The 23,809-nt window shown below is 71.3% G+C and carries 19 protein-coding genes; 8 read left to right on the top strand and 11 right to left on the bottom strand.

The annotated features are described in order from the left end of the window. Window positions 1-28: 28 nt before the first annotated feature. A complete protein-coding gene (locus tag ACFWZ5_RS22900) occupies window positions 29-3,532 on the bottom strand; it encodes a hypothetical protein (RefSeq protein WP_384789308.1) in 3,504 nt (1,167 codons plus the stop codon). A 150-nt stretch (window positions 3,533-3,682) separates the two neighbouring features. Here ACFWZ5_RS22900 and ACFWZ5_RS22895 point away from each other — a divergent pair, with 150 nt between their 5' ends. Both ACFWZ5_RS22895 and ACFWZ5_RS22890 read left to right on the top strand, forming a co-directional pair. Continuing rightward, window positions 3,683-4,909: a Cmx/CmrA family chloramphenicol efflux MFS transporter gene (locus ACFWZ5_RS22895; protein WP_384789311.1), complete on the top strand. Its 1,227-nt coding sequence runs from the start codon at window positions 3,683-3,685 to the stop codon at window positions 4,907-4,909. Window positions 4,910-4,919: 10 nt separating this feature from the next. Further along, window positions 4,920-5,498, top strand: coding sequence for a TetR/AcrR family transcriptional regulator (locus tag ACFWZ5_RS22890; protein WP_384789314.1), 579 nt, complete (start codon window positions 4,920-4,922; stop codon window positions 5,496-5,498). A gap of 18 nt (window positions 5,499-5,516) precedes the next feature. Here the strand turns inward: ACFWZ5_RS22890 and ACFWZ5_RS22885 are convergent, their stop codons facing one another. Then, entirely contained in the window at window positions 5,517-7,349 is a 1,833-nt protein-coding gene (locus ACFWZ5_RS22885; protein ID WP_384789318.1) for an alpha-L-fucosidase, read from the bottom strand. A gap of 260 nt (window positions 7,350-7,609) precedes the next feature. On the opposite strand from ACFWZ5_RS22885, the gene ACFWZ5_RS22880 reads away from it, so the two are divergent. Then, window positions 7,610-8,194, top strand: a complete 585-nt coding sequence (locus ACFWZ5_RS22880; RefSeq protein ID WP_384789321.1) for a hypothetical protein — start codon at window positions 7,610-7,612, stop codon at window positions 8,192-8,194. Window positions 8,195-8,272: 78 nt separating this feature from the next. After that, on the top strand, window positions 8,273-10,519 hold the full coding sequence (locus ACFWZ5_RS22875) for an alpha-N-acetylglucosaminidase (RefSeq protein WP_384789324.1): 2,247 nt from the start codon (window positions 8,273-8,275) through the stop codon (window positions 10,517-10,519). A gap of 142 nt (window positions 10,520-10,661) precedes the next feature. Here the strand turns inward: ACFWZ5_RS22875 and ACFWZ5_RS22870 are convergent, their stop codons facing one another. Beyond that, window positions 10,662-11,306: a DUF4360 domain-containing protein gene (locus tag ACFWZ5_RS22870; protein WP_384789326.1), complete on the bottom strand. Its 645-nt coding sequence runs from the start codon at window positions 11,304-11,306 to the stop codon at window positions 10,662-10,664. 414 nt (window positions 11,307-11,720) lie between these two features. Between ACFWZ5_RS22870 and ACFWZ5_RS22865 the strand changes: the two genes are divergently transcribed. Next, entirely contained in the window at window positions 11,721-12,548 is an 828-nt protein-coding gene (locus ACFWZ5_RS22865) for a chitosanase (RefSeq protein ID WP_384789329.1), read from the top strand. Between the two features lie 125 nt (window positions 12,549-12,673). Here ACFWZ5_RS22865 and ACFWZ5_RS22860 read toward each other — a convergent pair whose 3' ends face one another. The 8 genes from ACFWZ5_RS22860 to ACFWZ5_RS22825 all read right to left on the bottom strand — a co-directional run bounded on the left by ACFWZ5_RS22860 (window position 12,674) and on the right by ACFWZ5_RS22825 (window position 19,854). Further along, the gene (locus ACFWZ5_RS22860; RefSeq protein ID WP_384789332.1) at window positions 12,674-14,086 is read right to left on the bottom strand and encodes a nucleobase:cation symporter-2 family protein; all 1,413 of its coding nucleotides are present in this window, start codon (window positions 14,084-14,086) and stop codon (window positions 12,674-12,676) included. A 200-nt stretch (window positions 14,087-14,286) separates the two neighbouring features. Then, complete coding sequence (locus tag ACFWZ5_RS22855) at window positions 14,287-15,669, bottom strand: 8-oxoguanine deaminase (RefSeq protein ID WP_384789335.1); 1,383 nt, start codon at window positions 15,667-15,669, stop codon at window positions 14,287-14,289. Window positions 15,670-15,717: 48 nt separating this feature from the next. Next, window positions 15,718-17,145, bottom strand: coding sequence for a nucleobase:cation symporter-2 family protein (locus ACFWZ5_RS22850; RefSeq protein ID WP_384789338.1), 1,428 nt, complete (start codon window positions 17,143-17,145; stop codon window positions 15,718-15,720). A 67-nt stretch (window positions 17,146-17,212) separates the two neighbouring features. Further along, window positions 17,213-18,169: a factor-independent urate hydroxylase gene (gene pucL / locus ACFWZ5_RS22845; RefSeq protein WP_384789341.1), complete on the bottom strand. Its 957-nt coding sequence runs from the start codon at window positions 18,167-18,169 to the stop codon at window positions 17,213-17,215. Between the two features lie 5 nt (window positions 18,170-18,174). Further along, window positions 18,175-18,570: a hydroxyisourate hydrolase gene (uraH, locus tag ACFWZ5_RS22840; protein ID WP_384789344.1), complete on the bottom strand. Its 396-nt coding sequence runs from the start codon at window positions 18,568-18,570 to the stop codon at window positions 18,175-18,177. Next, on the bottom strand, window positions 18,567-19,121 hold the full coding sequence (uraD, locus tag ACFWZ5_RS22835) for a 2-oxo-4-hydroxy-4-carboxy-5-ureidoimidazoline decarboxylase (RefSeq protein WP_384789347.1): 555 nt from the start codon (window positions 19,119-19,121) through the stop codon (window positions 18,567-18,569). Before uraD ends, uraH begins: the two co-directional genes overlap by 4 nt. 128 nt (window positions 19,122-19,249) lie before the next feature. Further along, window positions 19,250-19,606 carry a helix-turn-helix domain-containing protein gene (locus ACFWZ5_RS22830; RefSeq protein WP_384789350.1) on the bottom strand — a complete coding sequence of 119 codons (357 nt, stop codon included), beginning with the start codon at window positions 19,604-19,606 and terminating at the stop codon, window positions 19,250-19,252. Further along, complete coding sequence (locus tag ACFWZ5_RS22825) at window positions 19,603-19,854, bottom strand: thiamine-binding protein (protein ID WP_384789353.1); 252 nt, start codon at window positions 19,852-19,854, stop codon at window positions 19,603-19,605. The genes ACFWZ5_RS22830 and ACFWZ5_RS22825 overlap by 4 nt, the downstream gene beginning before the upstream one ends. Window positions 19,855-20,003: 149 nt before the next feature. On the opposite strand from ACFWZ5_RS22825, the gene ACFWZ5_RS22820 reads away from it, so the two are divergent. From ACFWZ5_RS22820 to ACFWZ5_RS22810, 3 genes are all read left to right on the top strand, one after another. Beyond that, window positions 20,004-20,837, top strand: a complete 834-nt coding sequence (locus tag ACFWZ5_RS22820; RefSeq protein WP_384789356.1) for a TIM barrel protein — start codon at window positions 20,004-20,006, stop codon at window positions 20,835-20,837. A gap of 49 nt (window positions 20,838-20,886) precedes the next feature. Next, the gene (locus ACFWZ5_RS22815; protein WP_384789359.1) at window positions 20,887-21,780 is read left to right on the top strand and encodes a 2-hydroxy-3-oxopropionate reductase; all 894 of its coding nucleotides are present in this window, start codon (window positions 20,887-20,889) and stop codon (window positions 21,778-21,780) included. Between the two features lie 193 nt (window positions 21,781-21,973). Beyond that, the gene (locus tag ACFWZ5_RS22810; RefSeq protein WP_384789362.1) at window positions 21,974-23,431 is read left to right on the top strand and encodes a catalase; all 1,458 of its coding nucleotides are present in this window, start codon (window positions 21,974-21,976) and stop codon (window positions 23,429-23,431) included. Window positions 23,432-23,809 lie beyond the last annotated feature (378 nt).

Here is a 23,809-nt window from a genome sequence, read left to right as displayed (position 1 = left end):
GGCATTGTTGCGAAGGTTGGCGGGGCCGTCACGGGGTGCGGCGCGGGGGCAGCAGGAGGCCGCGGCGTTCGTCGTCGGTGAGGTCGCGGAAGACGCGGGAGCGGGCCAGGTCCAGGAGGGGGCCGAGATCCGGGGTCGCGTTCCAGACGCGGAGGGTGCGGTCGCGGGAGACGGTGGCGAGGTGGGTGCCGTCGGGGGACCAGGCGAGGTCGTCGACCTGGTCCTCGTGTACGCCGATGACGGCGAGGGCGCGGCCGTCGTCGGGGTCCCAGAGGCGGACGGTGTGGTCCCAGGACGCGGTGGCGAGGTGGCGGCCGTCGGGGGACCAGCCGAGGCCGCGGACGCGTTCTTCGTGGCCGGTGAGCCGGGCCAGTTCGGTGCCGGTGTCGGCGTCCCAGACGCGGGCCGTGTGGTCGCGGGAGCCGGTGGCGATGCGGCGGCCGTCCGGGGACCAGGCCAGGCTCCAGGCGTAGTCGGTGTGGCCGTCGAGGAGGGTGAGGCGGGCGCCGGTGTCCGCGTCCCAGACGCAGGACTGCGTGCGGTTCAGGGCGGTGGCGACGCGGCGGCCGTCGGGGGACCAGACGGCGCGGCCGTGGGACTGGCGGTCGCCGTCGAGGGTGCGGAGGAGGGTGCCGTCGGTGGCGTTCCAGATGCGGGCGGGGGCGTTGTCGTGGGTGGTGGCGAGGCGGCGGCCGTCGGGGGACCAGGTGATAGAAGTGAAGTCGGCTGCCTGCGCGAGCAGTTCACCGCCCTGCGTCCGGACGTCGGCAAGCCAGATCCCTCCGGCTCCCCCGCTGGTCACGATGGCCATGCCGGCTCCGTCCGGCGACCAGGCGGCGTCGACCGCATAGCCGACCGGGTAGATTTTGGCCCGCTCGGTGTCCCCGGCCACGTCCCAGATCAGTACGGACTCGCCTTCGAGGGTGCCGGCCAGGCATGTGCCGTCCGGGGACCAGCTGACGTACCGCGCCGTCTCGTGTCCGTACAGCCTGATGGTCTGGGCGCCGGGGTGGTGGATGTCCCACAGGGCCAGCGTGCCGTCGCGCGAGGCGGTGGCCAGCCGACTTCCGTGCCAGGACAGGGAGTTGATGCCGTCGGTGTGTCCCGCCAGCTTGATCGGTTCATAGGTGAAGCGGTTGCTGAGATGGGTGGTTCGTTCGTTGTCGCCCGCGGCGAGCCACGTGCTGTCGGGCGACCAGGCGACGCAGGTCAGCGGGGCCGGGACCGTCAGCTCTGTGACCGGTCCGCCGTCCTCGTCCCCCATGTCCCACACCCGGGTCGCGCGGTCGGCCGAGGCCGAGGCGAGCCAGCGCCCGTCGGGCGACCAGGCGACGTCGACGACGGCGCCGTCGAGAGCCGCCGTGGATCCGTACGTCCGTACGATGGTGGCCGCCCCGGACGCCGGATTCCACAGCCGCACTCTCCCGTCGTCGCACGCGCCCGCGAGCCGGTGCCCGTCGGGCGACCACGCGGTGCCCCGCACCGGCGATCCGTCGCCGGAGTCCATGGCCAGGACGGCCAGTTCGCCGAACGCGTTCGCGTCCCACACCTGCAGCCCGTCGTGATGCGTGGCGACGGCCAGCCGACCTCCGTCCGGCGACCAGGCGAGCCCACCGCCGCACCGGCCGGGCACCACACCCCACTCCGCCCAGCTCTCCGCGTCCCACACCACCACCTGGCAGTCCCGGTACCCGACGGCCAGCGACTTGCCGTCCGGCGACCAGGCCAGCGCGAACACGGTGTCGTCCTCGCCGCCCCGCCGCGTGAGGACCACCGGCTCCCCTCCCCCGTCCACCGCCCAGACCCGTACCCTCCCGTCCTCGTACCCGCCCGCGATCCGCGCCCCGTCCGGCGACCGGCCGACCGCGCGGGCGATGGCGCCTCCGTCGGCACGGAACACCGCACACCGCCGCGCGAAGTTCAGCGCCGTGTGCAGCGCCCGCTGGACCTGGAGCGTCGGCCCGCACTCGTCGGCGGCGGCGAGCGCGGCGAGGAGCGCGAGCTCCGGGTCGGACTCGGCGCTCTGCATCGCGCGGCGCGCCACGGCGTCGGCGATCCGGCCGAGCGCGGCGGCATCGTGCAGCGACGAGATATCGAGGAAGTCGGCGACCAGCGGCACCCCCGCGAACACCTCGGGCGCGTCATCCACCCACTCGCGCGCCGCCGCGAGCCGCTGCCCGCTCAGCAGATACGCGTCCCGCCACCCCGAGCTCTCCCAGTCCCGCGCCGCCCGCTCCAACTCCGTACGCCGCCGCAGCACTTCCGCGCGCGCGGCCACCGCGCCCCGCAGCGGCCCCCACTGCCGGAACAGCGCCTCGTGCGCCACGTCGATGACATCCCCGTCGCCGGTCAGGAGCCGTCCGGCGACGAACGCGTCCGTCACCGCGCACTCTCCCGCCGTCAGGTCGGCCCGCCGCACCCGGCGGCGGGTCGGCTCGCCGTGTTCCAGGGTCACGAACTTCAGCAGCACGTCCAGGACCGGCGCCCCCGAGTCCCCCGCCGCCAGCTCCGCCATGATGCGGTCGGCCTGTTCCGACAGGGCGCCCGCGACGCCGCCGAGCTGCCGGTAGTCGTCGAGGCCGACCGCGCCGTCCCCGGCGAGCGCCCGCAGTGAGAGTGACTGGAGGGTGTACGCGAGCAGCGGCAGGGCGTCGCCGCCGCCGGTGTCGTCGACCATGCGGGCGACCAGGTCGGGTGCGAAGGTCAGGCCCGCCCGCGCGGCGGGCTTCTCGATCACCTCGAAGAGCTCAGACCGCCCCAACACGCCGATCAGCAAAGGTTGTTGGACCAGGTCGGCGTGGCCGGTCTCCAGGAGATCCGTCAGGAAGTCCGACCTGAGTGTGGCCACGACCCACAGGTGCGGGTCCCCGGCCAGCGCTTCCGTGATCCCCGCGAGGACGGCTTCCCGGTCCCGCTCCGCCGCCAGGGTGATCAGCTCCTCCAGCTGATCGATGACGAGGAGCACCGGCACTCCGCGTCCGCCCCGCTCCGTACGCAGCCGCCGCGCCTCGGCGAAGGCGCTCCGGAGCTCCGCCATCGACTCCCGGCCCGGCGCGAACGGCCCTACGGTCACCCACCGTTCACGCCGTGCGCCCAGAGCGGGAAGCAGCCCCGCACACACCAACGACGACTTCCCGCTCCCCGAAGGACCGATCACCGCCACGAACCGCCGCGCCGCCGAAGCCCCCAGCGGACGCAGCCGCCCCACCAGCTCCCGCACTTCCCGGTCTCGCCCGAAGAACACCCCCGCGTCACCCTCCGCGAAGGCCTCAAGTCCCGGATAGGGCGGCCGACTCGACTCCCACCCCGGCCTGACCGGCGCCGGGCGTTCGAGCAGGTGCAGCCACACCTGGCCCGCCACGAGCAGCAGCACGGCGAGGGCGAGGAGCGGCAGCGACCAGTCCCGCAGGGTGCGCAGCACCCACGGCACGTGGTCCGTGCGGCTCGTCGCGTAGTTCGCCGCGAGCCCCATCAGTGCGGCCACGAGAACGAGCAGGACGTCCACGAAGAGCTTGAGGCGACGGCGATCCACCCCGACACCGTACGGAATCGTTTTGAAGCAGTCACTCCAGAACATGCTAGGGTCCATCCCGGTTCTGAAGCGAGCGATTCAAAACAGCCTCGCGACCAACCGACCGACCAACCAATCGACCACCACCGACCACCATCAGGGAGGAACCCCATGCCGCTCGCGGTCTACGTGTTGGCGCTCGGCATCTTCACCCAAGGCACATCGGAGTTCATGCTGTCGGGGCTCCTCCCCGGCATGGCCGACGACCTGGGCGTGTCCATACCCGACGCCGGGCTGCTGATCTCCGCGTTCGCGATCGGCATGGTCGTCGGGGCGCCACTGCTCGCCGTCGCCACGCTGCGCTGGCCGCGCCGGACGGCGCTCGTCCTGCTCCAGGGGGTGTTCATCGCGGGGCACGTCGTGGGCGCGCTGGCGCCGGGGTACGGCGTGCTGTTCGCGACGCGGATCGTCAGCGCCCTCGCGTACGCCGGATTCTGGGGCGTGGCCGTCGCCACGGCCGTGGCGCTGGTGCCGAGCGAGGCCAAGAGCAGGGCCGTCGCCCTGGTCGCGGGCGGCCTCACGCTCGCGACGATCGTCGGCGTCCCGGCCGGTACGGTCCTGAGCCAGTCCGCGAGCTGGCGCGCCGCGTTCTGGGCGGTGGCCGCGGCGACCGCCGTCAGCCTGGCCGCCACCGTGTTCGCCGTGCCGGGCGGCCGGGGCAGCCAGGAGGCGCCGTCCGTGCGCGCCGAACTGCGCGGGATGCGGCGGCCGCAGCTGTGGCTGTCGTACGCGATCACGGGCCTCGCGTTCGGCGCGGTGATCGTGACCTTCTCCTACCTCGCGTCGCTGCTCACCGACGAGAGCGGGCTGAGCGAGGGATGGGTGCCCGCGGTGCTCGCGCTGTTCGGGGCGGGCGGCATGCTCGGCCTGCTGATCGGCGGGCGGACGGCGGGGGCGCACGCGGTCGGCACGCTCGGGTGGGGGCTCGGTGGGCTCGCCGTGATCTCGGCGGCGCTCGCGCTCACCGCGCACACGGCGATCGCGGTCGTGCTCGCGCTCGTCTTTCTGCTCGGCATGGCGGGGTACGTGACCAATCCCGCGCTCCAGTCCCGCGTGTTCACGCTCGCCCCCGACGCGCCGACGCTGGTCGGCGCGACCAACACCGCCGCGTTCAACGTCGGCAACACGCTCGCCCCGATGCTCGGCGGCCTCACCATCGACGCCGGGTACGGGTACGCGTCGGTCGCGTGGGTCGGGGCGGGGCTCGCGGCGGTCGGGTGCGTGGGGGCGGTGTGGGCGGGGCGCCTGGAGCGGGCGACGGCATCCCTGGCATCCCCGGAATCGCCGGAGTCCGCGGCGTCCCGTCCGGGTTTTGAAAAGGTATTCCAAAACGGGTAGGCTCCGGCCCATGGCCAGGCCACGACAGTTCGACGAGGACCGTGTCATCACCGCCGCCATGGAGACCTTCTGGCGCCACGGGTACGAGGGCACGTCCACCCGGGACCTGTGCGACAGCACGGGCCTCGGGCCGTCGAGCCTCTACAACACCTTCGGCGGCAAGCGCGAGCTCTACCTGCGGACGCTCGACCGCTACTACGAGACGGTCACCGGCGCGCAGATCGAACAGCTCCAAGGGCCGGGCAGCGCCAAGGACCGGCTGCGCGCGATGATGCTGGGCGCCGTCGACAGCGACCTCGACGAGGACGACGCGCGCGGCTGCTTCGCGATCAACGCGGCGATCGAGCTCGCCGGGCTCGACGCGGACGTCAAGCGGGTCGTGCGGCGCAACTTCACGCGCGTCGAGGACGAGGTGTGCGCGGTCGTCGCGGAGGGCCAGCGCGCGGGCGAGATCCCGACGGACCGCGACGCCCGCGCCCTGGCCCGGCTCGTGCAGAGCACGTACTACGGCCTGCGGGTGCTCGCCCGCGTGCAGGACGACCGGAAGGTCCTCCTCACGACCGTGGAGAACACGCTCGCGGCGCTGTGACGCCCCCACAGGGCCCGGTCACGGCGTACGCAGCTGCGTCGCCGGGATGATCTCCTGCGGCTGGTTCGGGCTCGACCACAGCAGCTTCATGTGGGCCTCGCCGGTCCGTTCCGTGTAGTCGACGCGGATCGTGTGCCGCTGCCCGGCCGTGAGCCGCACCTGCGCCTTGTCGACCTTCGGCTCGTGCGGGGTCCAGGAGTCGATCACCAGCTTGCCGTCGATCCACACCCGGACCGTGTCGTCGGAGACGGTGGTGAGGGTGTACGTCTCCGTGCGGCGCGGCTCGACGGAGCCGGTCCAGCGGATGCCGAACCCGTCGGCGGGGATCGACGGGTGCGGTGAACCCGTGTACTTCCAGGAGTGGTTGACGGTCGGGTCGGTGCGGGTGACCTTCGGGGTGCCGGACAGGTCGGTGTTGTCGAAGAGCTCCTGCTTGAGGCCCTTGCCGTCGCCGGGGCTCGCCGTCGGCCCCGGGTCGACGTCGAGGGCGATGACGGTGGCGAGGGCGTTCGTCGGGGCGCCGGACGGCGTGAGGTCGTAGCCGTCGCCGGACTTGGCGACCGTCACCTGCTGCGAACTGCCCAGCACCCGGGCCGACTTGACGCGGACGTCGGTGCGGGCGGTCAGATGCAGCGGCTTCCCGGCGGCCGGCCACTGGGTGACCGCCGCGTACAGGGTGTTGCCCTTGCGGCTCACCGCGCCCCACGCGGGCTCCTGCACGAGCCCGGCGTAGCGGGCGCCGTACACCGCGTCGCCCTGGCCCGCCGTGCGCAGCCAGCTGCCCATCTCCTTGAGGCGGTCGACGGACGGCTGCGGGATGCGGCCGCGGGCGTCGGGGCCGACGTTGAGGAGGTAGTTGCCGCTGCGGGACGTCGTGGAGAGCAGGTTGCGGACGAGGGTCGCGCCCGACTTCCAGTTCTGGTCGTAGCGGGCGTAGCCCCAGTGGTCGTTGAGCGTCATGCACGACTCCCACAGCTGGCCGTCGACCGGCGCGTCGGGGATCTCCTGCTCGGGCGTGCCGTAGTCGCCGTCGGTCACGCGGCGCTTGCCCACGCGGTTGTTGATGACCAGGTCCGGGTTCAGGCCGCGCAGATACGACTCCAGGCGCTCGCCGTCGCGGGCGGTCCACGGGTTGTGCGGGTCCTCGGTGGCCCACTCGCCGTCGAACCAGAGCAGCGCCGGGTCGTAGCTGTCGATGAGCTCCTTGAGCTGCGCGTACATGCGCTTCTCGTACTTCGGGAAGGTCGCCGGGTCGGGGAAGTCCGGGTCGTGCCAGTCCCAGATCGAGTAGTAGAAGCCGAGCTTGATGCCCGCGTCGTCGGACGCCTTCTTGAGCTCCGCGAGGATGTCCCGCTTCTTGTCGAACGACGAGTGGTCGCGCAGATTCCACGCGTTCACCTTCGTCGGCCACATCGCGTAGCCCTCGTGGTGCTTGGACGTGATGACGATGTACTTCATCCCGGCGTCCTTCGCGGCCCGCACCACCGCCTTCGCGTCGAAGTCGGCCGGGTCGAAGGCCTTGGCCTGCCGCTCGTACGCGGCTTTCGGGATCTTGCACTGGCGCTGGATCCACTCGGCGTTGCGGCACGTCGTGCCGTCCGGGCGCCGGTACTCGCCCTCCAGGTTCGCGTACGCGCCGAAGTGGATGAACATGCCGAAGCGGTCCTGACGGAACCAGTTGGTGCGGTCGGCGGTGAAGGGGTCGTCGGTGGCGTGGTCGGTGCCGGGGCCCGCGGCCTGCCGGGGCGGGGTCGGCTTGTCCGGCGACGGCACGGCGGTGGCCGTCGGGAGGGCCGTGCTCGCCAGCGCTGCGGTGAGGAGCAGGGCGAGTGCGGGGACTCTGCGGCGCATGTGCGGCTCCTGTTCGTTGGCAGTCGCTCGGGAACGTAGGAGCGGATACATCGGATGTCAATGAGGGACGTACGGGTCTGTTACGGATCATTGGGCCGGAATTAGTGCCTCAGACCCGATGAATCGTGGGTGCGTCAGGCTGTCCCCCGGTGCAGTCGAACTCATCCCAGGAACATGTCCGGCCGGCCTGGATCTCGGCTTTCACGGTGTGGCAGGCTCGCCCAAGTCCCCCCACCAGCACCCGAGTTCAGGACCTTTCTGTGCACCGAACACGTTCCGTCGCCACCTCCGCCGTCGCGGTGCTCGCGCTCGCGCTGACCGGATGCGGAGGTGACGACAAGAACGACCACGCCAGCGGCACAGCGGACGTGAGGGAGTCGGCGTCACCGACCCCCAGCCCCACCAAGAAGCCCCGGGCGGCGAAGACCCCGAGCCCGGCAAGCGGCAGTCCGACGCCCACGCGCACCGCACCACGTACCGGCGCACCCGCCCCACCCCGCACGAGCGCCCCCGCCGTCCCCCCGAAGAGGACCACGAAGCCCACGACGCCCACGAAGCCCACCAAGCCCGCCGCCGGACCCCAGTCCGTGCAGGGCACCTGGTACCACGTGGCGCGCGGGTCGGGGGGCCGTCTCATCGTCCTGACCGTCAACGGCACGTCCATGAACATGCGCTCCGGCGGCAAGTCCTGCCCCGGCACGATCACCGCCGCCATGACGATCACCGCGACCTGCATGGGCGAGGTGGGGCGCGGCCGGGCCACGCTCAGCGGCGGGCAGCTGTCGTTCGTCTGGCCGGGTGACGGCGGCACCGATTACTTCCGCCGCACCCAGCCTCCGGCCTGACGGGTTAGGGCACGGGGTGACGCTGGGCATCAGTCACGTCGGTACCCGCCGAGCAAGCCCCGACCCACGGGAGCCCGCATGCCCCAGCTGCCCCGCCGTACCCTCCTCACCGCCCTCGCCGGCACCGCCGGTACGGCCATGGCCTGCTCCGGGGGGCGCACCGCCGATGGCGCCCCCCGGAGCGCCCACGGTGCCCCCGGAGCCCCCGGTGTCCCCGGAGCCCCCGCGATCCCCGGGAAGCCGGGCGCCGCCGCGGCCGCCGCCCGGCGCCTGCTCCCCCGCCACGCCGACCAGCTCGCCTTCGAGGCGCTGCCCGGCACCCGCGACACCTTCCGGGTGTCCGGCGAGCGGGGCGCCGTCGTCATCGCAGGCTCCACCCCGGCCGTCCAGCTCAAGGGCCTGTACCACTACCTGAAACACTCCGCCCGGGCCAACATCACCTGGGCGGGGCGGCAGCTGGACCTGCCGAAGCTGCTCCCGGACCCGGGCAGGACCACGACCAGACGGGCCAACGTCCCGCACCGGTTCGTCCTCAACGACACCAACGACGGCTACACGAACGCCTACCACGACTGGTCGTACTGGGAGCGCGAGCTCGACGTGCTCGCCCTGCACGGCTACAACGAGGTCCTGGTGTACGTGGGCGCGGACGCCGTCTACCACCGGGTGTTCCAGGAATTCGGGTACGGGGACGCGGAGTTGCGGGCGTGGGTGCCGGGGCCCGCGCACCAGCCGTGGTGGCTGCTCCAGAACATGGCGGCGTTCCCGCACCCCGTGTCGCGGCAGCTGCTCGCGCGGCGCGCCCGGCTCGGGCGGCGCATCGCGGACCGGCTCCGCGAGCTCGGCATGACGCCCGTGCTCCCCGGCTACTTCGGTACCGTCCCGCCGGATTTCGCCGGGCGGAATCCCGGCGCGCGGACCGTGCCGCAGGGCAACTGGGTCGGCTTCCGGCGGCCCGACTGGCTGGATCCGCGCACCGACGCGTTCGCGCGGGTCGCCGCCGCCTTCTACCGCGTACAGAACGATCTGTTCGGACCGTCCACGATGTACAAGATGGACCTGCTGCACGAGGGCGGGAAGCCGGGCGACGTGCCGGTGGGCGAGGCCGCCCGGGCCGTCGAGAAGGCGCTGCGGGCCGCGCACCCGGGCGCCGTCTGGGTCATCCTCGGCTGGCAGCACAACCCGCCGAAGGCCCTCACCGACGCCGTCGACAAGGACCGCATGCTCGTCGTCGACGGGCTCTCCGACCGCTTCCCGACCGTCACGGACCGGGAGGCCGACTGGGGCTCGACGCCGTACACCTTCGGCTCCATCTGGAACTTCGGCGGGCACACGGCGCTCGGCGCCAACACGCCCGACTGGGCGGCCCTGTACGAGCGGTGGCGCACGAAGGACGGCAGCACCCTGCGCGGCATCTCGCTGATGCCGGAGGCCGCCGACAACAACCCGGCCGCGTTCGAGCTGTTCTCCGAACTGGCCTGGCACGACGGCGACTTGGACCTCGAAGAATGGTTCCGGCAGTGGGCCACCACGCGGTACGGGGGCGTCGACCACAGCGCGCAGGCCGCCTGGGACGCCCTGCGTCGCACGTGTTACGGCACCACGCGCGCCGACAGCTGGGCCGAGGGCGCCGACGGGCTCTTCGGGGCGCGGCCCTCGCTGACCGTGGCGTCCGCCGCGTCCTGGTCGCCGAAGGCGATGCGGTACGAGCCGGACGACTTCGCGCCCGCACTGGGTCATCTGCTGTCCGTGCGGAAGGAGTTGCGGGGCTCGTCGGCCTACCGGCGCGATCTGCTCGATGTGGCGCGCCAGGCCCTCTCCAACCGGAGCCGGGTGCTTCTGCCGCAGATCAGGGACGCGTACGAGCAGCGGGACACCGCCCGCTTCGACCGGCTCACGCGCACCTGGCTCGGCCATGTCGACCTGCTCGACCGGCTGGTGGCCACCGACGCCCGGCAGCTGCTCGGGCGGTGGGTCGCCGACGCGCGCGCCTGGGGCGCCGACGCCCGCGAGCGCGACCGGCTCGCGTACGACCAGCTGTCGCTGCTCACCGTGTGGGGCACCCGTGCCGGGGCCGACGCGGGTCTGAAGGACTACGCCAACCGCGAGTGGGCGGGGCTCGTCGGCGGGCTCTACCGGCTGCGCTGGCGCACGTACTTCGACGGGCTGCGGGCCGCGCTCGACGAGGGGCGGGAGCCGGAGCCGGTCGACTGGTTCGCGCTCGAGGACCGCTGGACGCGCGACCCGGGGCGGCTCGCGGTGCGGCCCGCCGGGGACACGTACGCGGTCGCGAAGAAGGTGCGGGACGCGCTGGACCGCCGGTGACGCGACTCGACGGGTGACGCGGCTCGACGGATGACGCGCGGCTTACGGATGGCATGAGGTGACGCGCCTCCGGACGGCTCCCGGGCTGCCCGGAGGCGCGACCCCCTCACCAGGCTCAGGTCAGCACCTCACCAGCTCTGCGTCAGCGTGGGCACTCCTTCCACTTCACGCGGTAGATCGTGCTGATGGCCCCGTCGGTCGAGTCCATCGTCATGAAGCTGACCTTGCTGGTGTCCGAGCTGCCGATGTCGACGCGCAGCTCGGTGTTGATGTTGAAGTTGCGCTTCTTGCCGCACGGCGCCCACACCAGCTGGGTCACCTCGGTCTCGTCGGTGGCCTGCCAGTTGTCGCCCATGGGGCCCGAGAAGCTGTGCGACTTGGCGTTCGTGTTCGGCGAGCCCTGGAAGTAGTACGAGGCCTTCTCCTCCCCTCTCGCTCCGCGCTGGAGCGAGGCGAAGCCGCGGTAGTCGGCGCTCGCGATCGCGTACGTGAATCCCTGTGGGACGTGCACGACCAGGCTGAGCTGGCAGTTCTTGCGCAGCGCCGTGGGCGGGGAGTTGCCGCCCGCCTGGGCGAGGTAGTCGCTGTAGGTGACGGTGAACGCCGTGTTGTCCTCCGAGACGGCGACGGCGGTGGTGTTCTTGGGACAGCCGGAGCCGTTCACGGTGGCGATGTCGATGACGATCTTGTCCGGCGGTGGATCGCTGATCCCGGACGGATCGGGCGCGGGCAGGCCCGCGGTGATCAGGGCGGCGAGGGCGCCGCCCGCGAGCAGTGCAGCGGACATGGTTCGTTTCTCCCTATCCAGTGCTTCGGCCCGTGCGGCGCGCGCGCAGGGCGCACCGGCACGAGGTGGGGGTTGGAGCGGTACTGGAGTCGTGCTGGGAGGAGCTGACTCTCAGCCGTCGCGCCGGGCCACGACGGACCCGAGCGCGATGAGCGGAGGCTGAGGGTGCTGGGATCGTACGGACCAGCGTGAGCAGCGACTAGGGCGATGTCCGGCCATGTGCGGGTGACGCCCTGGGCCGGATGGGGCGGCCGACCGCGGCGTTTCGGGCACCGACGGGACGCCATTCCGCCAACGAGCCGCGGCTTGACGGGTATACGTCACGTGGAATCTCTGGTAGGAAACCTTCCTAACAAAACGCGGGCCACCGCGAACGCTCCGCGGAACCGTGAACTCCCCTCTCTGGAGGTCCCGTTGCACGCTCAGCGCACCCCCCACAAGCACCCCTCGCGACGTGCCGTGATCGGCCTGATAGGCGCGGCCCTGATCGCGGGGCCGCTCCTCACGACCCAGTCCGCGAGCGCCGCGCCCGCGGGGCTCGACGACCCGGCGAAGAAGGAAATCGCCATGAAGCTGGTCTCCAGCGCGGAGAACTCCTCGCTGGACTGGAAGGCGCAGTACAAGTACATCGAGGACATCGGCGACAAGCGCGGCTACACCGCGGGGATCATCGGATTCTGTTCCGGCACCGGCGACATGCTCGACCTCGTCGAGCTCTACGCCAAGCGCAAGCCCGGCAACGTACTCGAAAAGTACCTGCCCGCGCTCCGCCGGGTGAACGGCTCCGACTCGCACGCCGGCCTCGACCCGAACTACCCCAAGGACTGGCGGAAGGCCGCGCAGGACCCGGCCTTCCAGCAGGCGCAGAACGACGAGCGCGACCGCGTCTACTTCAACCCGGCCGTCAAGCAGGGCAAGGCCGACGGCATCGGCACGCTCGGGCAGTTCACGTACTACGACGCGATCGTCATGCACGGTGACGGCGACGACGCGACGAGCTTCCGCAACATCCGCAAGCGCGCGCTGCGCTCGGCGAAGCCGCCGGCGCAGGGCGGGGACGAGGTCAAGTACCTGCACGCCTTCCTCGACGCGCGTGTCTGGGCGATGAAGCAGGAGCAGGCCCACGAGGACACCAGTCGGGTCGATACCGCGCAGCGCGTCTTCCTCAACAAGCGGAACCTGAACCTTGATCCGCCGCTGGACTGGAAGGTGTACGGCGAGTCGTTCCACATCGGTCGGTGAGCGGCTGCTGAGGGGGGGCGGGCTGAGGTCGGTGCCCTGCCGGGGGCTCCCCAAGCCCGCCCCTTCCCGAAACCAGGGGGCTCCGCCCCCTAGAACCCCCTTTTTTCCGCGCTGCGCGCTCGTCCTCAAACGCCGGACGGGCTGATTTCGGCCGCTGGTTCCATGGGGGCCGTTACCTCGTCCGCCTCGCTGCTGGCGCCGATGTGGTTGAAGAGGAGGTTGAGGACCATGGCGGCCACGCAGCCCGTGGAGATGCCGGAGTCGAGGATGATCTTCGCGTTCTCGGGGAACGCGTGGTAGAACTCCGGGGCCGAGATCGGGATGAGGCCCACGGCCAGGGAGACCGCGACGATCAGGACGTTGTTGTCCTTGTCCAGGCCCGCCTTGACGAGGGTCTGGATGCCGCTGGCCGCGACCGAGCCGAACAGGACGACGCCCGCGCCGCCGAGCACCGGGCGCGGTACGACGGCGATCAGGGACGCGGCCATCGGGCACAGGCCGAGGAGGACCAGGAAGCCGCCGCCCACAGCGACCACGTACCGGCTGCGGATCTTCGTCATCGCCACCAGGCCGATGTTCTGCGCGAACGCGCTGCACATGAAGCCGTTGAAGAGCGGGCTCACCGCCGAGCCCAGGGTGTCGGCGCGCAGGCCCGCGGCGATCGTCCTCTCGTCGGCGGGGCGGTCCACGATCTCGCCGAGGGCCAGCATGTCGGCCGTCGACTCGGTCATGGAGACGACCATGACGACGCAGAGGGAGACGATCGCGGCGGCGGTGAACTGCGGCGCGCCGAAGTGGAACGGCGTCGGGAAGCCGACCACGTCCGCCTGAGTGACCGGGTCGAAGTCGGTCACGCCGAAGGGGATCGCGACGAGCGTGCCGAGTACGAGGCCGAGCAGCACCGCGATCTGCTTCACGAAGCCGCGCGTGAAGCGGCGAAGCAGGAGGACGATCACGAGGGTGATGCCCGCGAGGGCCAGGTACTTCTGCGCGCCGTAGTCCTTGGCGGCCGGGTTCGGGCCCTGCGCCCAGCCGAAGGCGACCGGCATCAGGGAGATCCCGATGAGGGTGATGACCGTGCCGGTCACCACCGGCGGGAAGAAGCGCACCAGTTTGGAGAAGAACGGGGCGGCTATGAAGCCGAGGACGCCCGCGACGATCACCGCTCCGAAGATGATCGGCAGCGCGTCGTCCTTGTCCTTCGTCGAGTCGACGACCGCCAGCATGGGGGCGACACCGGCGAAGGTGACGCCGTTCACGAACGGCAGGCGGGCGCCGATGTTCCAGATCCCGAGGGTCTGGAGGAAGGTCGCGAGGCCCGCCGTGAAGAGGCAGGCACCGGTGAGGAAGGTGAGTTCCTTCGCCGAGAGGCCCACGGCCGCGCCGACGATGAGCGGCGGGGCGACGACGCCCGCGTACATGGCGGCCACGTGCTGGAGGCCGGTCGTCGCCATCTTGAGCACCGGGAGGCGCTCGTCAACTGGGTGCTGCGCAGCGGTAGTCGCTGCGCCCTTGTGAGAACTCGGCTTGGCGGCCACGGCGGACCCTCCGGTCGGTTACGCGTCATCGGGTGACACGGGTGTCAGGGAGGTGGTGCAGTGGAGCAGATACGGCGTACGGGTCCGGGGGCGCGCACGGCGCGCCCCCGGCCACGGTGACCGTGGACCCCGCTCGGGTCCACGGTCGCCGGCCGAGGGCCGTCCCCCTCAGCCGGACATCTGCGGTGTCGCCCGCGCGGTCAGTGCGCCGCGGCGACGCGCGCGAGTCGCTGTGCCTCGTCCCGCGTCACGCGGGCGATGGCGTCCTCGTCGACGCGCAGCAGGCGGCCGTGCTCGACGACCGGCTCGCCGTTGACGAGGGAGAGGGTCACCGGCGCTGCCGCGCCGAAGACGATCGCGGTGACCGGGTCGGCGATCGAGGAGTGTCCGATGCCGTCGACCTTCCACAGGACGAGGTCCGCGAGCTTCCCCGCCTCCAGCGAGCCGATCTGGCTCGCCCGGCCGAGGACTTGCGCGCCGCCGTAGGTGCCGAGGCGCAGCGCCTGGCGGGCGTTCAGGGCGGCTTCCTTGTGGGCGCCCAGACGGTTGATGAGCAGCGCGTTGCGCAGTTCGGTGTGGAGCTCGCCGGACTCGTTGGAGGCGGTGCCGTCCACGCCGAGGCCGACCGGGACGCCGGCGGCCAGCATGTCGGGCACGCGGGCGATGCCGGCGGCGAGGCGGGCGTTGGAGGACGGGCAGTGGGCGACGCCCGTGCCGGTGCGGGCGAACGCCGCGATGTCGGAGTCGTTCATGTGGACGCAGTGCGCCATCCACACGTCCTCGCCCAGCCAGCCCGTCGACGCGAAGTAGTCGGTCGGGCCCATGCCGAACAGCTCGTGACAGAACTTCTCCTCCTCGACCGTCTCGCTGCCGTGCGTGTGCAGGCGTACGCCGAGGCGCCGCGCCAACTCCGCGCCCTGCTTCATCAGTTCGGTGGAGACGGAGAACGGCGAGCAGGGCGCGACAGCCACCTGCGTCATCGCGTCGAAGGACGCGTCGTGGTGCTCCTTGACGGTCTCCTCGGTCGCGGCGAGCGCGCCCTCCAGGGTCTCGACGGCGAAGTCCGGCGGCAGGCCGCCGTCCTTCTCGCTGCGGTCCATCGAGCCGCGGGCGAGCGTGAACCGCACGCCCGTCTCGCGGGCCGCCCCGATGATGGCGCCGGACAGGTCGCCGGAGCCCTTCGGGTAGACGTAGTGGTGGTCCATGGCGGTGGTGACGCCGCCGCGGGCCATCATCGCGAGCGAGCCCTGCGCGGCGGCGCGGACCATCGGCTCGTCGATGCGCGCCCACGTCGGGTACAGCGCGACCAGCCAGTTGAAGAGGTTGTGGTCGGTGGCGAGGCCCCGGGTGATCCACTGGTAGAAGTGGTGGTGCGTGTTGACCAGGCCGGGGGTCGCGAGGTGCCCGGTGCCGTCGACGCGGCGGACCACGTTCTCCAGGCCTTCGGGGGCCTGTCCGGCGCCGATGGACTCGATCCTGTTCCCGGCGACGACGATGTGGCCCGACGCGTACTCGGTGTCGTGCGCGTCGACGGTGGCGATGGCCACGTTCTCGATGACGGTGCGGGCTGCCGAAGGTGCCATGGTGCTTCCCTCAGGTAGTGGCGGTGACGGGCTGGGCACGGCAGGACCCTAGGAGGATTTGAGTGCCGCGATGTCGCCGTGGGCGCTGTCGCGGGTGCCGAGATGGTGGAAGAACAGGTTCAGGAGGACGGCGACGAGCGCGCCCGCGCTGATGCCGGAGCCGAGCACGGTCTGCGCCCAGGCCGGGAAGTCGGCGTAGAAGGCGGGCGCGGCGAGCGGGATGATGCCCGCGCCGAGCGCCACGGCCACGAGGACGATGTTGGAGCTGTCGTCGAGGCCCGCCTCGGACAGCGTACGGATGCCGCTGACCGCGATCGAGCCGAACAGGACGATGCCCGCGCCGCCGAGCACCGGCATCGGTACGAGGCTGACGACCGCGCCGAGCACGGGGAACGCGCCGAGCACGATCAGGGCGCCGCCCGCGACGGCCACGACATAGCGGCTGCGCACCCGGGTGAGGGAGACGACGCCGACGTTCTGCGCGAACGCGGAGGTCGGGAAGCCGCCGAAGACCGGGCCCACCAGGGTGGCGATGCCGTCGGTGCGCAGGCCGCGCGTGATGGTCGCGCCGTCGGTCCTGCGCTCGCAGATCTCGCCGAGCGCCAGCATCCCGGCGCTCGACTCGGTCATCAGGACGAGCATCACGATGCACAGGGACAGGATCGCGGCGGGCTGGAACTCCGGAGCGCCGGACGCGAAGGGCGTGGGCAGCGCGGCCACCGGCGCCGACCTGAGCGCCGAGAAGTCGGCGAGGCCGAACGGGACCGCGGCGAGCGTACCGATCAACATGCCCATGAGCAGCGCCACTTGGCGGAAGAAGCCGCGCGCGAAGCGCTGGAAGAGCAGGATCACGACCAGCGTGAACGCGGCGAGCGCCAGATAGCGCATGTCGCCGAAGTCCGCGGCCTCCTTGTCGCCGCCCTGCGCCCAGGTGACGGGCACGGGCATGAGCGTCACGCCGATGAGCGTGATGACGACGCCGGTGACGAGCGGCGGGAAGAAGCGGAGCAGCCGCCCGAAGAACGGTCCGACGGCGAGGCAGAAGAGCCCGGCCACCATCACCGCGCCGTAGATCGCGGGGAGTTGGTGGCCCTTCGCGCTGTTCTCGGCGATGGCGAGGATGGGCGCGATGCCCGCGGACGAGGCGGCGTTGACGAACGGGAGCCGGTTGCCGACGACGCCCTTGACGCCGAGGGTCTGAAGGAGTGTGGCGAGTCCCGCGATCAGCAGGCTCGCCGCGATGAGCCGGGTCTGCGCGGCGGTGTCCAGGCCCACGGCCTGGCCGATGATGAGCGGAGGGGTGACGACACCCGCGTACATGGCGGCGATGTGCTGGAGCGCGGCGGGGGCGAGCCGCGAGGCGGGGAGCTTCTCGTCGACGGGGTGGCAGGCGGAAGGTGCGGTCCCGTCGGGTTCCTGCGGGGTGGAACACGGACCGTCAGACGGGGCTGCCGGTCCTTTCTCGGGCTGTGCCATGGCTGTCGTTCCCTCCAAGGTGGCGGGCCCCCGTCCGCTGCGGACGGGCGGGGACCCGCGAGCCGCGTCAGAGGTTGGTCATGTCGACCGGGATCCTGGCCTCGGCCCCGTCCCGCAGGATGGTGGCCTCGATGAGGCCGTACGGGCGGTCCGCGGCGTAGTAGACGGCGCCGTCCTTGGCCTCGTTCTCGAGGCCGCAGAAGGAGAGGTCCAGGCGGAAGTGGTGCTTGTTGGGCGCGGAGAAGCGGATCTCGTCGATCTCGCTGCGGTTGTTGATGACGCGCGAGCCCATTTGGTACAGCGTCTGCTGGAGCGAGAGGGAGTAGGTCTCCACGAAGGCGTGCAGGATGTGCTTCTTCGCCTGCGCGTAGGACTTCTCCCAGTTCGGCATGCGCTGCTCGTCGCTGGTCCAGTTGTGCCGCCACCAGGTGGACAGGGAGGTGGCGAGGATGCGGTCGTAGTCCTCTTGCAGCGTCGTGTACTTGTCCTTGATGTAGCCCCAGAACTCGGAGTTCGTGGAGTTCATCACGGTCAGGTCCTTCAGGCCGCTGAGGACCTCGAACCGCTCGCCGTCGTAGGTGATCTGGGCGAGCCGCGTCTCCTGGCCCTTGCGGACGAAGGAGTGGTTGACCTCGTCGGCGCCGATGAACTTGGAGTTGCCGTCGGAGCCGGAGATGCGCTCCCAGGCGTACTCCTCGATGCGGATGCGCGCCCGGTGGATGGAGGGCTGGCTGTCCACGAAGTGCCGGGCGAGGTGGATGCCGTACTGCTCGGCGGACTCGATGCCGTGTTCCTTGGCGAACGCGAACACCGTGTTCTTGGTGGTGTCGGTCGGCAGGCAGTGGGCGTTGGAGCCGTTGTAGTGGACGTCGTCGAGGTCGCCGCTGAGCGCGACGGAGACGTTCAGGTCCTTGATGTGGTGGGTGTCGCCGTCCCGCGTGATCTTGACGACGCGGTTCTCTGCTTTCCCGTACTGGTTCTGACCCAGGATCACAGGGCGGGCCGGGTGGGAATGGGCTGCCATGTCTGCTAGCTCCCTCGGTAAACGGAGTAGCCGAACGGGTTGAGCAGCAGCGGTACGTGGTAGTGCTCGCCCGGTACGACGGCGAAGGTGATCGCCACCTCGGGGAAGAACGCACCGCTGTCCCGATTCGCGGGGGCGTCCTGCTGCGCCTCGGCTTGCGTGGTGTGCTTGCTCAGGAAGTACGCCTCGGTCTCGAAGTCCAGACGTACGTGGGTGGTGCCCTCCGGCAGCGCCGGCAGATCCTTGCAGCGCCCGTCCGCGTCGGTCGCGGAGCCGCCGAGGGCCGCCCACGGCGCGGTCCCGGCCTTGGCGGACAGCTGGATGGCGACGCCCTCGGCGGGGCGTCCGACGCTGGTGTCCAGGATGTGCGTGGACACGGATGCCGTGGTCGCGGTGCTCATGCGCGGTGCTCCTCCAGGAGGCGGGTGAGGCGGATGCGGTTGATCTTGCCCAGTTCGGAGCGGACGATCTCCCGCTCCTGTTCGGGCGAGTTGCCGATCCGGTCCCTGACCGCGTCGCGCATCTGCTCGCCGGTCCTGCCGGTGGCGCAGATCAGGAAGACGTGGCCGAACTTGTCCTGGTAGGCGAGGTTCAGTTCGAGCATCTCGGCCTTGAGGGCGTCGGAGGCCCCGGCCATGCCCGCCTGCTCGCGGGACGAGGTGGGGTCCCCGGGCTTCGGGCGCCCGATCGGCGGGTGCCCCGCCATCGCCTCGGCCAGGTCGGCCGCGGTCAGCCCGGCCGTGGCGGCGTCGCTCGCGGCGTACAGGGCGTCGGCGGTGGAAAGGGGGCGCTGGGCGAGGATCTCGCTCCCCCAGGCCGTCGATGCGCAGACCTCGTGGAGCGCGGCGCGGGCCGCGGGCTCGTCGAGGGCGTTGAACCGGGCGATGCCCGGCGTCTTGGTGCTCGAAGTCACGGGGGCCTCCGTGGCCTTTGTGCTGGACGGGCTGCGCATAGCTAACGCCCTCGGAAACACCGCGTCAACACTTTGTTGAAAACTTCAGGTAACGAAGGTTGCGGGTTGGAGTGCGCCGGGGTTCGTCGGCGCTTCGCGCCTCGTCCTCAAGCGCCGGACGGGCTATTTCATGCCCGGTTCAGGTAGTTGTAGACCGTGAAGCGGCTGACGCCGATCGCCGCCGCCACCGTTTCCACGCCGTGCCGGACCGAGAAGGCTCCGCGTGCCTCGAGTATCCGTACGACCTCCTGCTTGGCCTTGCGGTCGAGGTCCGCGAGGGGCTTGCCGTGCTTGCGCTCCAGGGCAAGCAGGATGTGGTCCAGGGAGTCGGCGAGCTGCGGCAGGCGTACGGCGACCACGTCCACGCCCTCCCAGGCGAGCACCACGTCGTCGTCGCCCGCCTCGTCCGGCGGCAGCATCCGGCCGCCCATGGCGTCGACGAGGGGCTTGACGGCCGCCACGAAGGGGTCGTCGCCGCCGGTCACCGGCCGTCCCCGTCGAGCACGTTGACCTGGAGCGAGACGCGGGTGGCGCCCGCCTTCAGGGAACGGCGCAGCATCGCGTCGACCGCCGAGAGGACCGCGTCGACGTCGCCCTCGGCCGTGTTGCCGAACGGCCCGACGTCCACGGTGTCGAGGTCGGCGCTCTCGATGACCTCGCGGGCGGCCAGCGCGTGCGGCGGCGCCTCGTCGAGGTCGAAGGGCTCGGTCGTGAACTCCACTCTCAATCGCACGGGCTCAACCTACTGCGGCGCCGGGAATTTCCGGCAGCCCCTCTTGACAGCTTCCGCGGACCGGATGCACTCTTCCGTTAAGCAGAAACAAACTTCCGCAATACGAAATTAGTTGCGCGATGAGTCCTACGGAGGGAGCGCGGAAGCCCATGGGGTACTCCGACCAGCGCTTCAATGTGAACCTGTCGATCCTCTTCACCGAGCTCCCGCTCCTGGAGCGCCCCGCGGCGGCCGCCGCGGCCGGCTTCAAGGCCGTCGAGCTGTGGTGGCCCTGGGTCGACGCCCCCACCCCGGAGCGGTCCGAGCTCGACGCCCTCAAGCAGGCGATCGAGGACGCGGGCGTCAAGCTGGTGGGCCTGAACTTCTACGCCGGGCAGCTGCCGGGCCCCGACCGCGGCGCCCTGTCCGTGCCGGGCGCCGAGAGCGAGAAGTTCCGCGCGAACATCGACGTGGCCGCGGACTTCGCCGAGTCCCTCGGCTGCACGGCCCTCAACGCCCTGTACGGCAACCGCGTCGACGGCGTCGCCCCGGCCGTCCAGGACGAACTGGCCCTGGAGAACCTGACGTTGGCCGCGCGAGCGGCGCACCGCGTCGGCGCGGTCCTCCTGATCGAGGCCCTGAACAAGCCGGAGTCGCCGCGCTGCCCGATCGTGAGCGCCCCCAAGGCCGTCGAGATCGTGGACCAGGTGAACGCCGCGACCGGCCTCGGCAACGCGAAGTTCCTGATGGACCTGTACCACCTGTCCATGAACGGCGAGGACCTGCCGTCGGCCATCGAGCGGTACGCGGCGAAGACCGGCCACGTGCAGATCGCGGACAACCCCGGCCGCGGCGCCCCCGGGACCGGTTCGCTCCCCCTGGAAGACCTGCTCGACCAGCTGCGGAAGGCCGGGTACGAGGGCTGGGTCGGCCTGGAGTACAAGCCCGGCGACCGCCCGAGCCACGAGGCCTTCGGCTGGCTCCCCGCCGGGGCCCGCGGCTGACGCCGAGCCCCACCCACCGACGTACGCACGCAGTCAGAGAGGTTCCCCCATGAGCACGCTCCCCAAGGTCGCGTGGATCGGACTCGGGATCATGGGCTCGCCCATGTCCGAGAACCTGATCAAGGCCGGCTACTCCGTCACCGGCTTCACCCTCGAGCAGGCCAAGCTCGACCGGCTCACCGCGGCGGGCGGCACCGCCGCCGCGTCGATCGCCGACGCCGTCCGGGACGCCGACGTCATCGTGACGATGGTGCCCGCGTCGCCGCAGGTCGAGGCCATCGCGTACGGCCCCGACGGCATCCTGGACAACGCGCGGTCCGGCGCGCTGCTCATCGACATGTCGTCGATCACCCCGCAGACCTCCGTCGACCTCGCCAAGGCGGCGAAGGACAAGGGCATCCGCGTCCTGGACGCGCCGGTGTCCGGCGGTGAGGCCGGGGCGATCGAGGCCGTCCTGTCCATCATGGTCGGCGGCGAGCAGGCCGACTTCGACGCGGCCGAGCCGATCTTCGAGGCGCTCGGCAAGACCATCGTGCTGTGCGGCCCGCACGGCTCGGGCCAGACCGTGAAGGCCGCCAACCAGCTCATCGTCGCCGTGAACATCCAGGCGTGCGCCGAAGCCGTGGTCTTCCTGGAGAAGTCCGGCGTGGACCTGAAGGCCGCGCTCGACGTCCTGAACGGCGGGCTCGCCGGCTCCACCGTCCTGACCCGCAAGAAGGACAACTTCCTGAACCGGGACTTCAAGCCGGGCTTCCGCATCGACCTGCACCACAAGGACATGGGCATCGTCACCGACGCCGCCCGCACTGTCGGCGCCGCGCTGCCCGTCGGCGCCGTGGTCGCCCAGCTCGTGGCGTCCCTGCGCGCACAGGGCGACGGCGGCCTCGACCACTCCGCCCTGCTCCGCTCGGTCGAGCGGCTCTCCGGCGACCCGGTCGCGTAGGCGCCCAGCAGACTTCCGGGCCGTGGCGGCGCTGACACCTGTCCTGTCGCGCCCAAGTGCCGCCGCGGCCCGGAACCCCTTCCCCACCCCCACCTCCAACTTCAACAAACTGTTGACGTGGCGGATCGGGCGTCCTTACGCTCGCGTCACTCAGCAGCCCCCGCAGTCCCGCACGGAAGGCCGACCCACCACCATGCCGCAGCGCGTGCTCACCACCGAGTCCGGCGCCCCTGTCGCCGACAACCAGAATTCCACCACCGCAGGCGTCGGCGGGCCGCTCCTCCTCCAGGACCAGCACCTCCTGGAGAAGCTGGCCCGCTTCAACCGCGAGCGCATCCCGGAGCGCGTGGTGCACGCCCGCGGCTCGGGCGCGTACGGCTACTTCGAGGTGACGGACGACGTCACCGGCTTCACCCACGCCGACTTCCTCTCCGAGATCGGCAAGCGCACCGAGGTGTTCCTGCGCTTCTCGACCGTGGCCGACAACCTGGGCGGCGCGGACGCCGTCCGCGACCCGCGCGGCTTCGCGGTCAAGTTCTATACGGAAGAGGGGAATTACGACCTCGTCGGCAACAACACGCCGGTCTTCTTCATCAAGGACCCGCTGAAGTTCCCCGACTTCATCCACTCGCAGAAGCGCGACCCGTTCACGGGCAAGCAGGAGCCGGACAACGTCTGGGACTTCTGGGCGCACGCCCCCGAGGCGACGCACCAGGTGACCTGGCTGATGGGCGACCGCGGCATCCCCGCCTCGTACCGCCACATGAACGGCTACGGCTCGCACACCTACCAGTGGACGAACGCGGAGGGCGAGGCCTTCTTCGTCAAGTACCACTTCAAGACGAACCAGGGCATCCGCTGCCTCTCCGCCGAGCAGGGCGCCGAGACCGCGGGCAAGGACCCCAACTCGCACCAGACGGACCTGCTCCAGGCCATCGAGCGCGGCGTGAACCCGTCCTGGACCCTGCACGTGCAGATCATGCCCGCGGCGGACGCGGCCGACTACCGCTTCAACCCGTTCGACCTCACCAAGGTGTGGCCGCACAAGGACTACCCGCTCCAGCGCGTGGGCCGCCTGGTCCTCGACCGCAACCCCGACAACGTGTTCGCCGAGGTCGAGCAGGCCGCCTTCTCCCCGAACAACTTCGTTCCGGGCATCGGCCCTTCGCCCGACAAGATGCTCCAGGGCCGGCTCTTCGCCTACGCCGACGCGCACCGCTACCGCCTGGGCGTCAACCACACCCAGCTCGCCGTGAACGCGCCGAGGGCGACCAAGGCCGACAACTACGGCCGGGACGGGTTCATGGCGTCCAACGCGTACGGGCGTGACCGCAAGAACTACGAGCCCAACTCGTACGACGGCCCCGCCGAGACCGGCCGCCCGCTGTCGGCCCCCCTCGCCGTGAGCGGCCACACCGGCACCCACGAGGCGCCCGCCCACACCAAGGACGACGACTTCTTCCAGGCCGGCGAGCTCTATCGGCTCATGTCGGAGGACGAGAAGTCCCGCCTGGTGGCCAACATCGCCGGCGGCCTGTCGCAGGTCTCCCGCGACGACGTCATCGAGAAGAACCTCGCCCACTTCCACGCCGCCGACGCCGATTACGGCAAGCGGGTGGAGCAGGCGGTGCGCGCCCTGCGCGAGGACTGAGGCTCCCTCACCTCACTTCGCTTCACTTCACAGACTGCGCCGGGGACTTGACGGGAGGTCGGTCCCCCGCGTGGAACCCGCGGTGCCGTTGTGCCCGGATGAGGGGTGGCATGACGGTGCGCGCGGGGGGGGACGAGGACCGCGGTCGCCTTGCGGCGAGCCAGTGCGGTGGTGCAGGTCCCCCGGTGTCCCCTTCGACCTGAGGAGGGGGACCGGGGTCCGTCGCCCGGGCACCGCGGTCCCGGCCTTGCCCTCGCGGGTGCGCCCCAGACCCGCCCCTTCTCCGAAACCAGGGGCTGCCGCCCCTGGCACCCCGCTTATCGCGCTGCGCGCTCGTCCTCAAACGCCGGACGGGCTAGAACTTTCGCCGGTGCGGCA

Source organism: Streptomyces sp. NPDC059003, from assembly GCF_042740445.1.
GTDB lineage: Bacteria > Actinomycetota > Actinomycetes > Streptomycetales > Streptomycetaceae > Streptomyces.
Note: the sequence above shows the minus strand (reverse complement) of the source record. Positions and strands in the feature narration are given on the sequence as shown.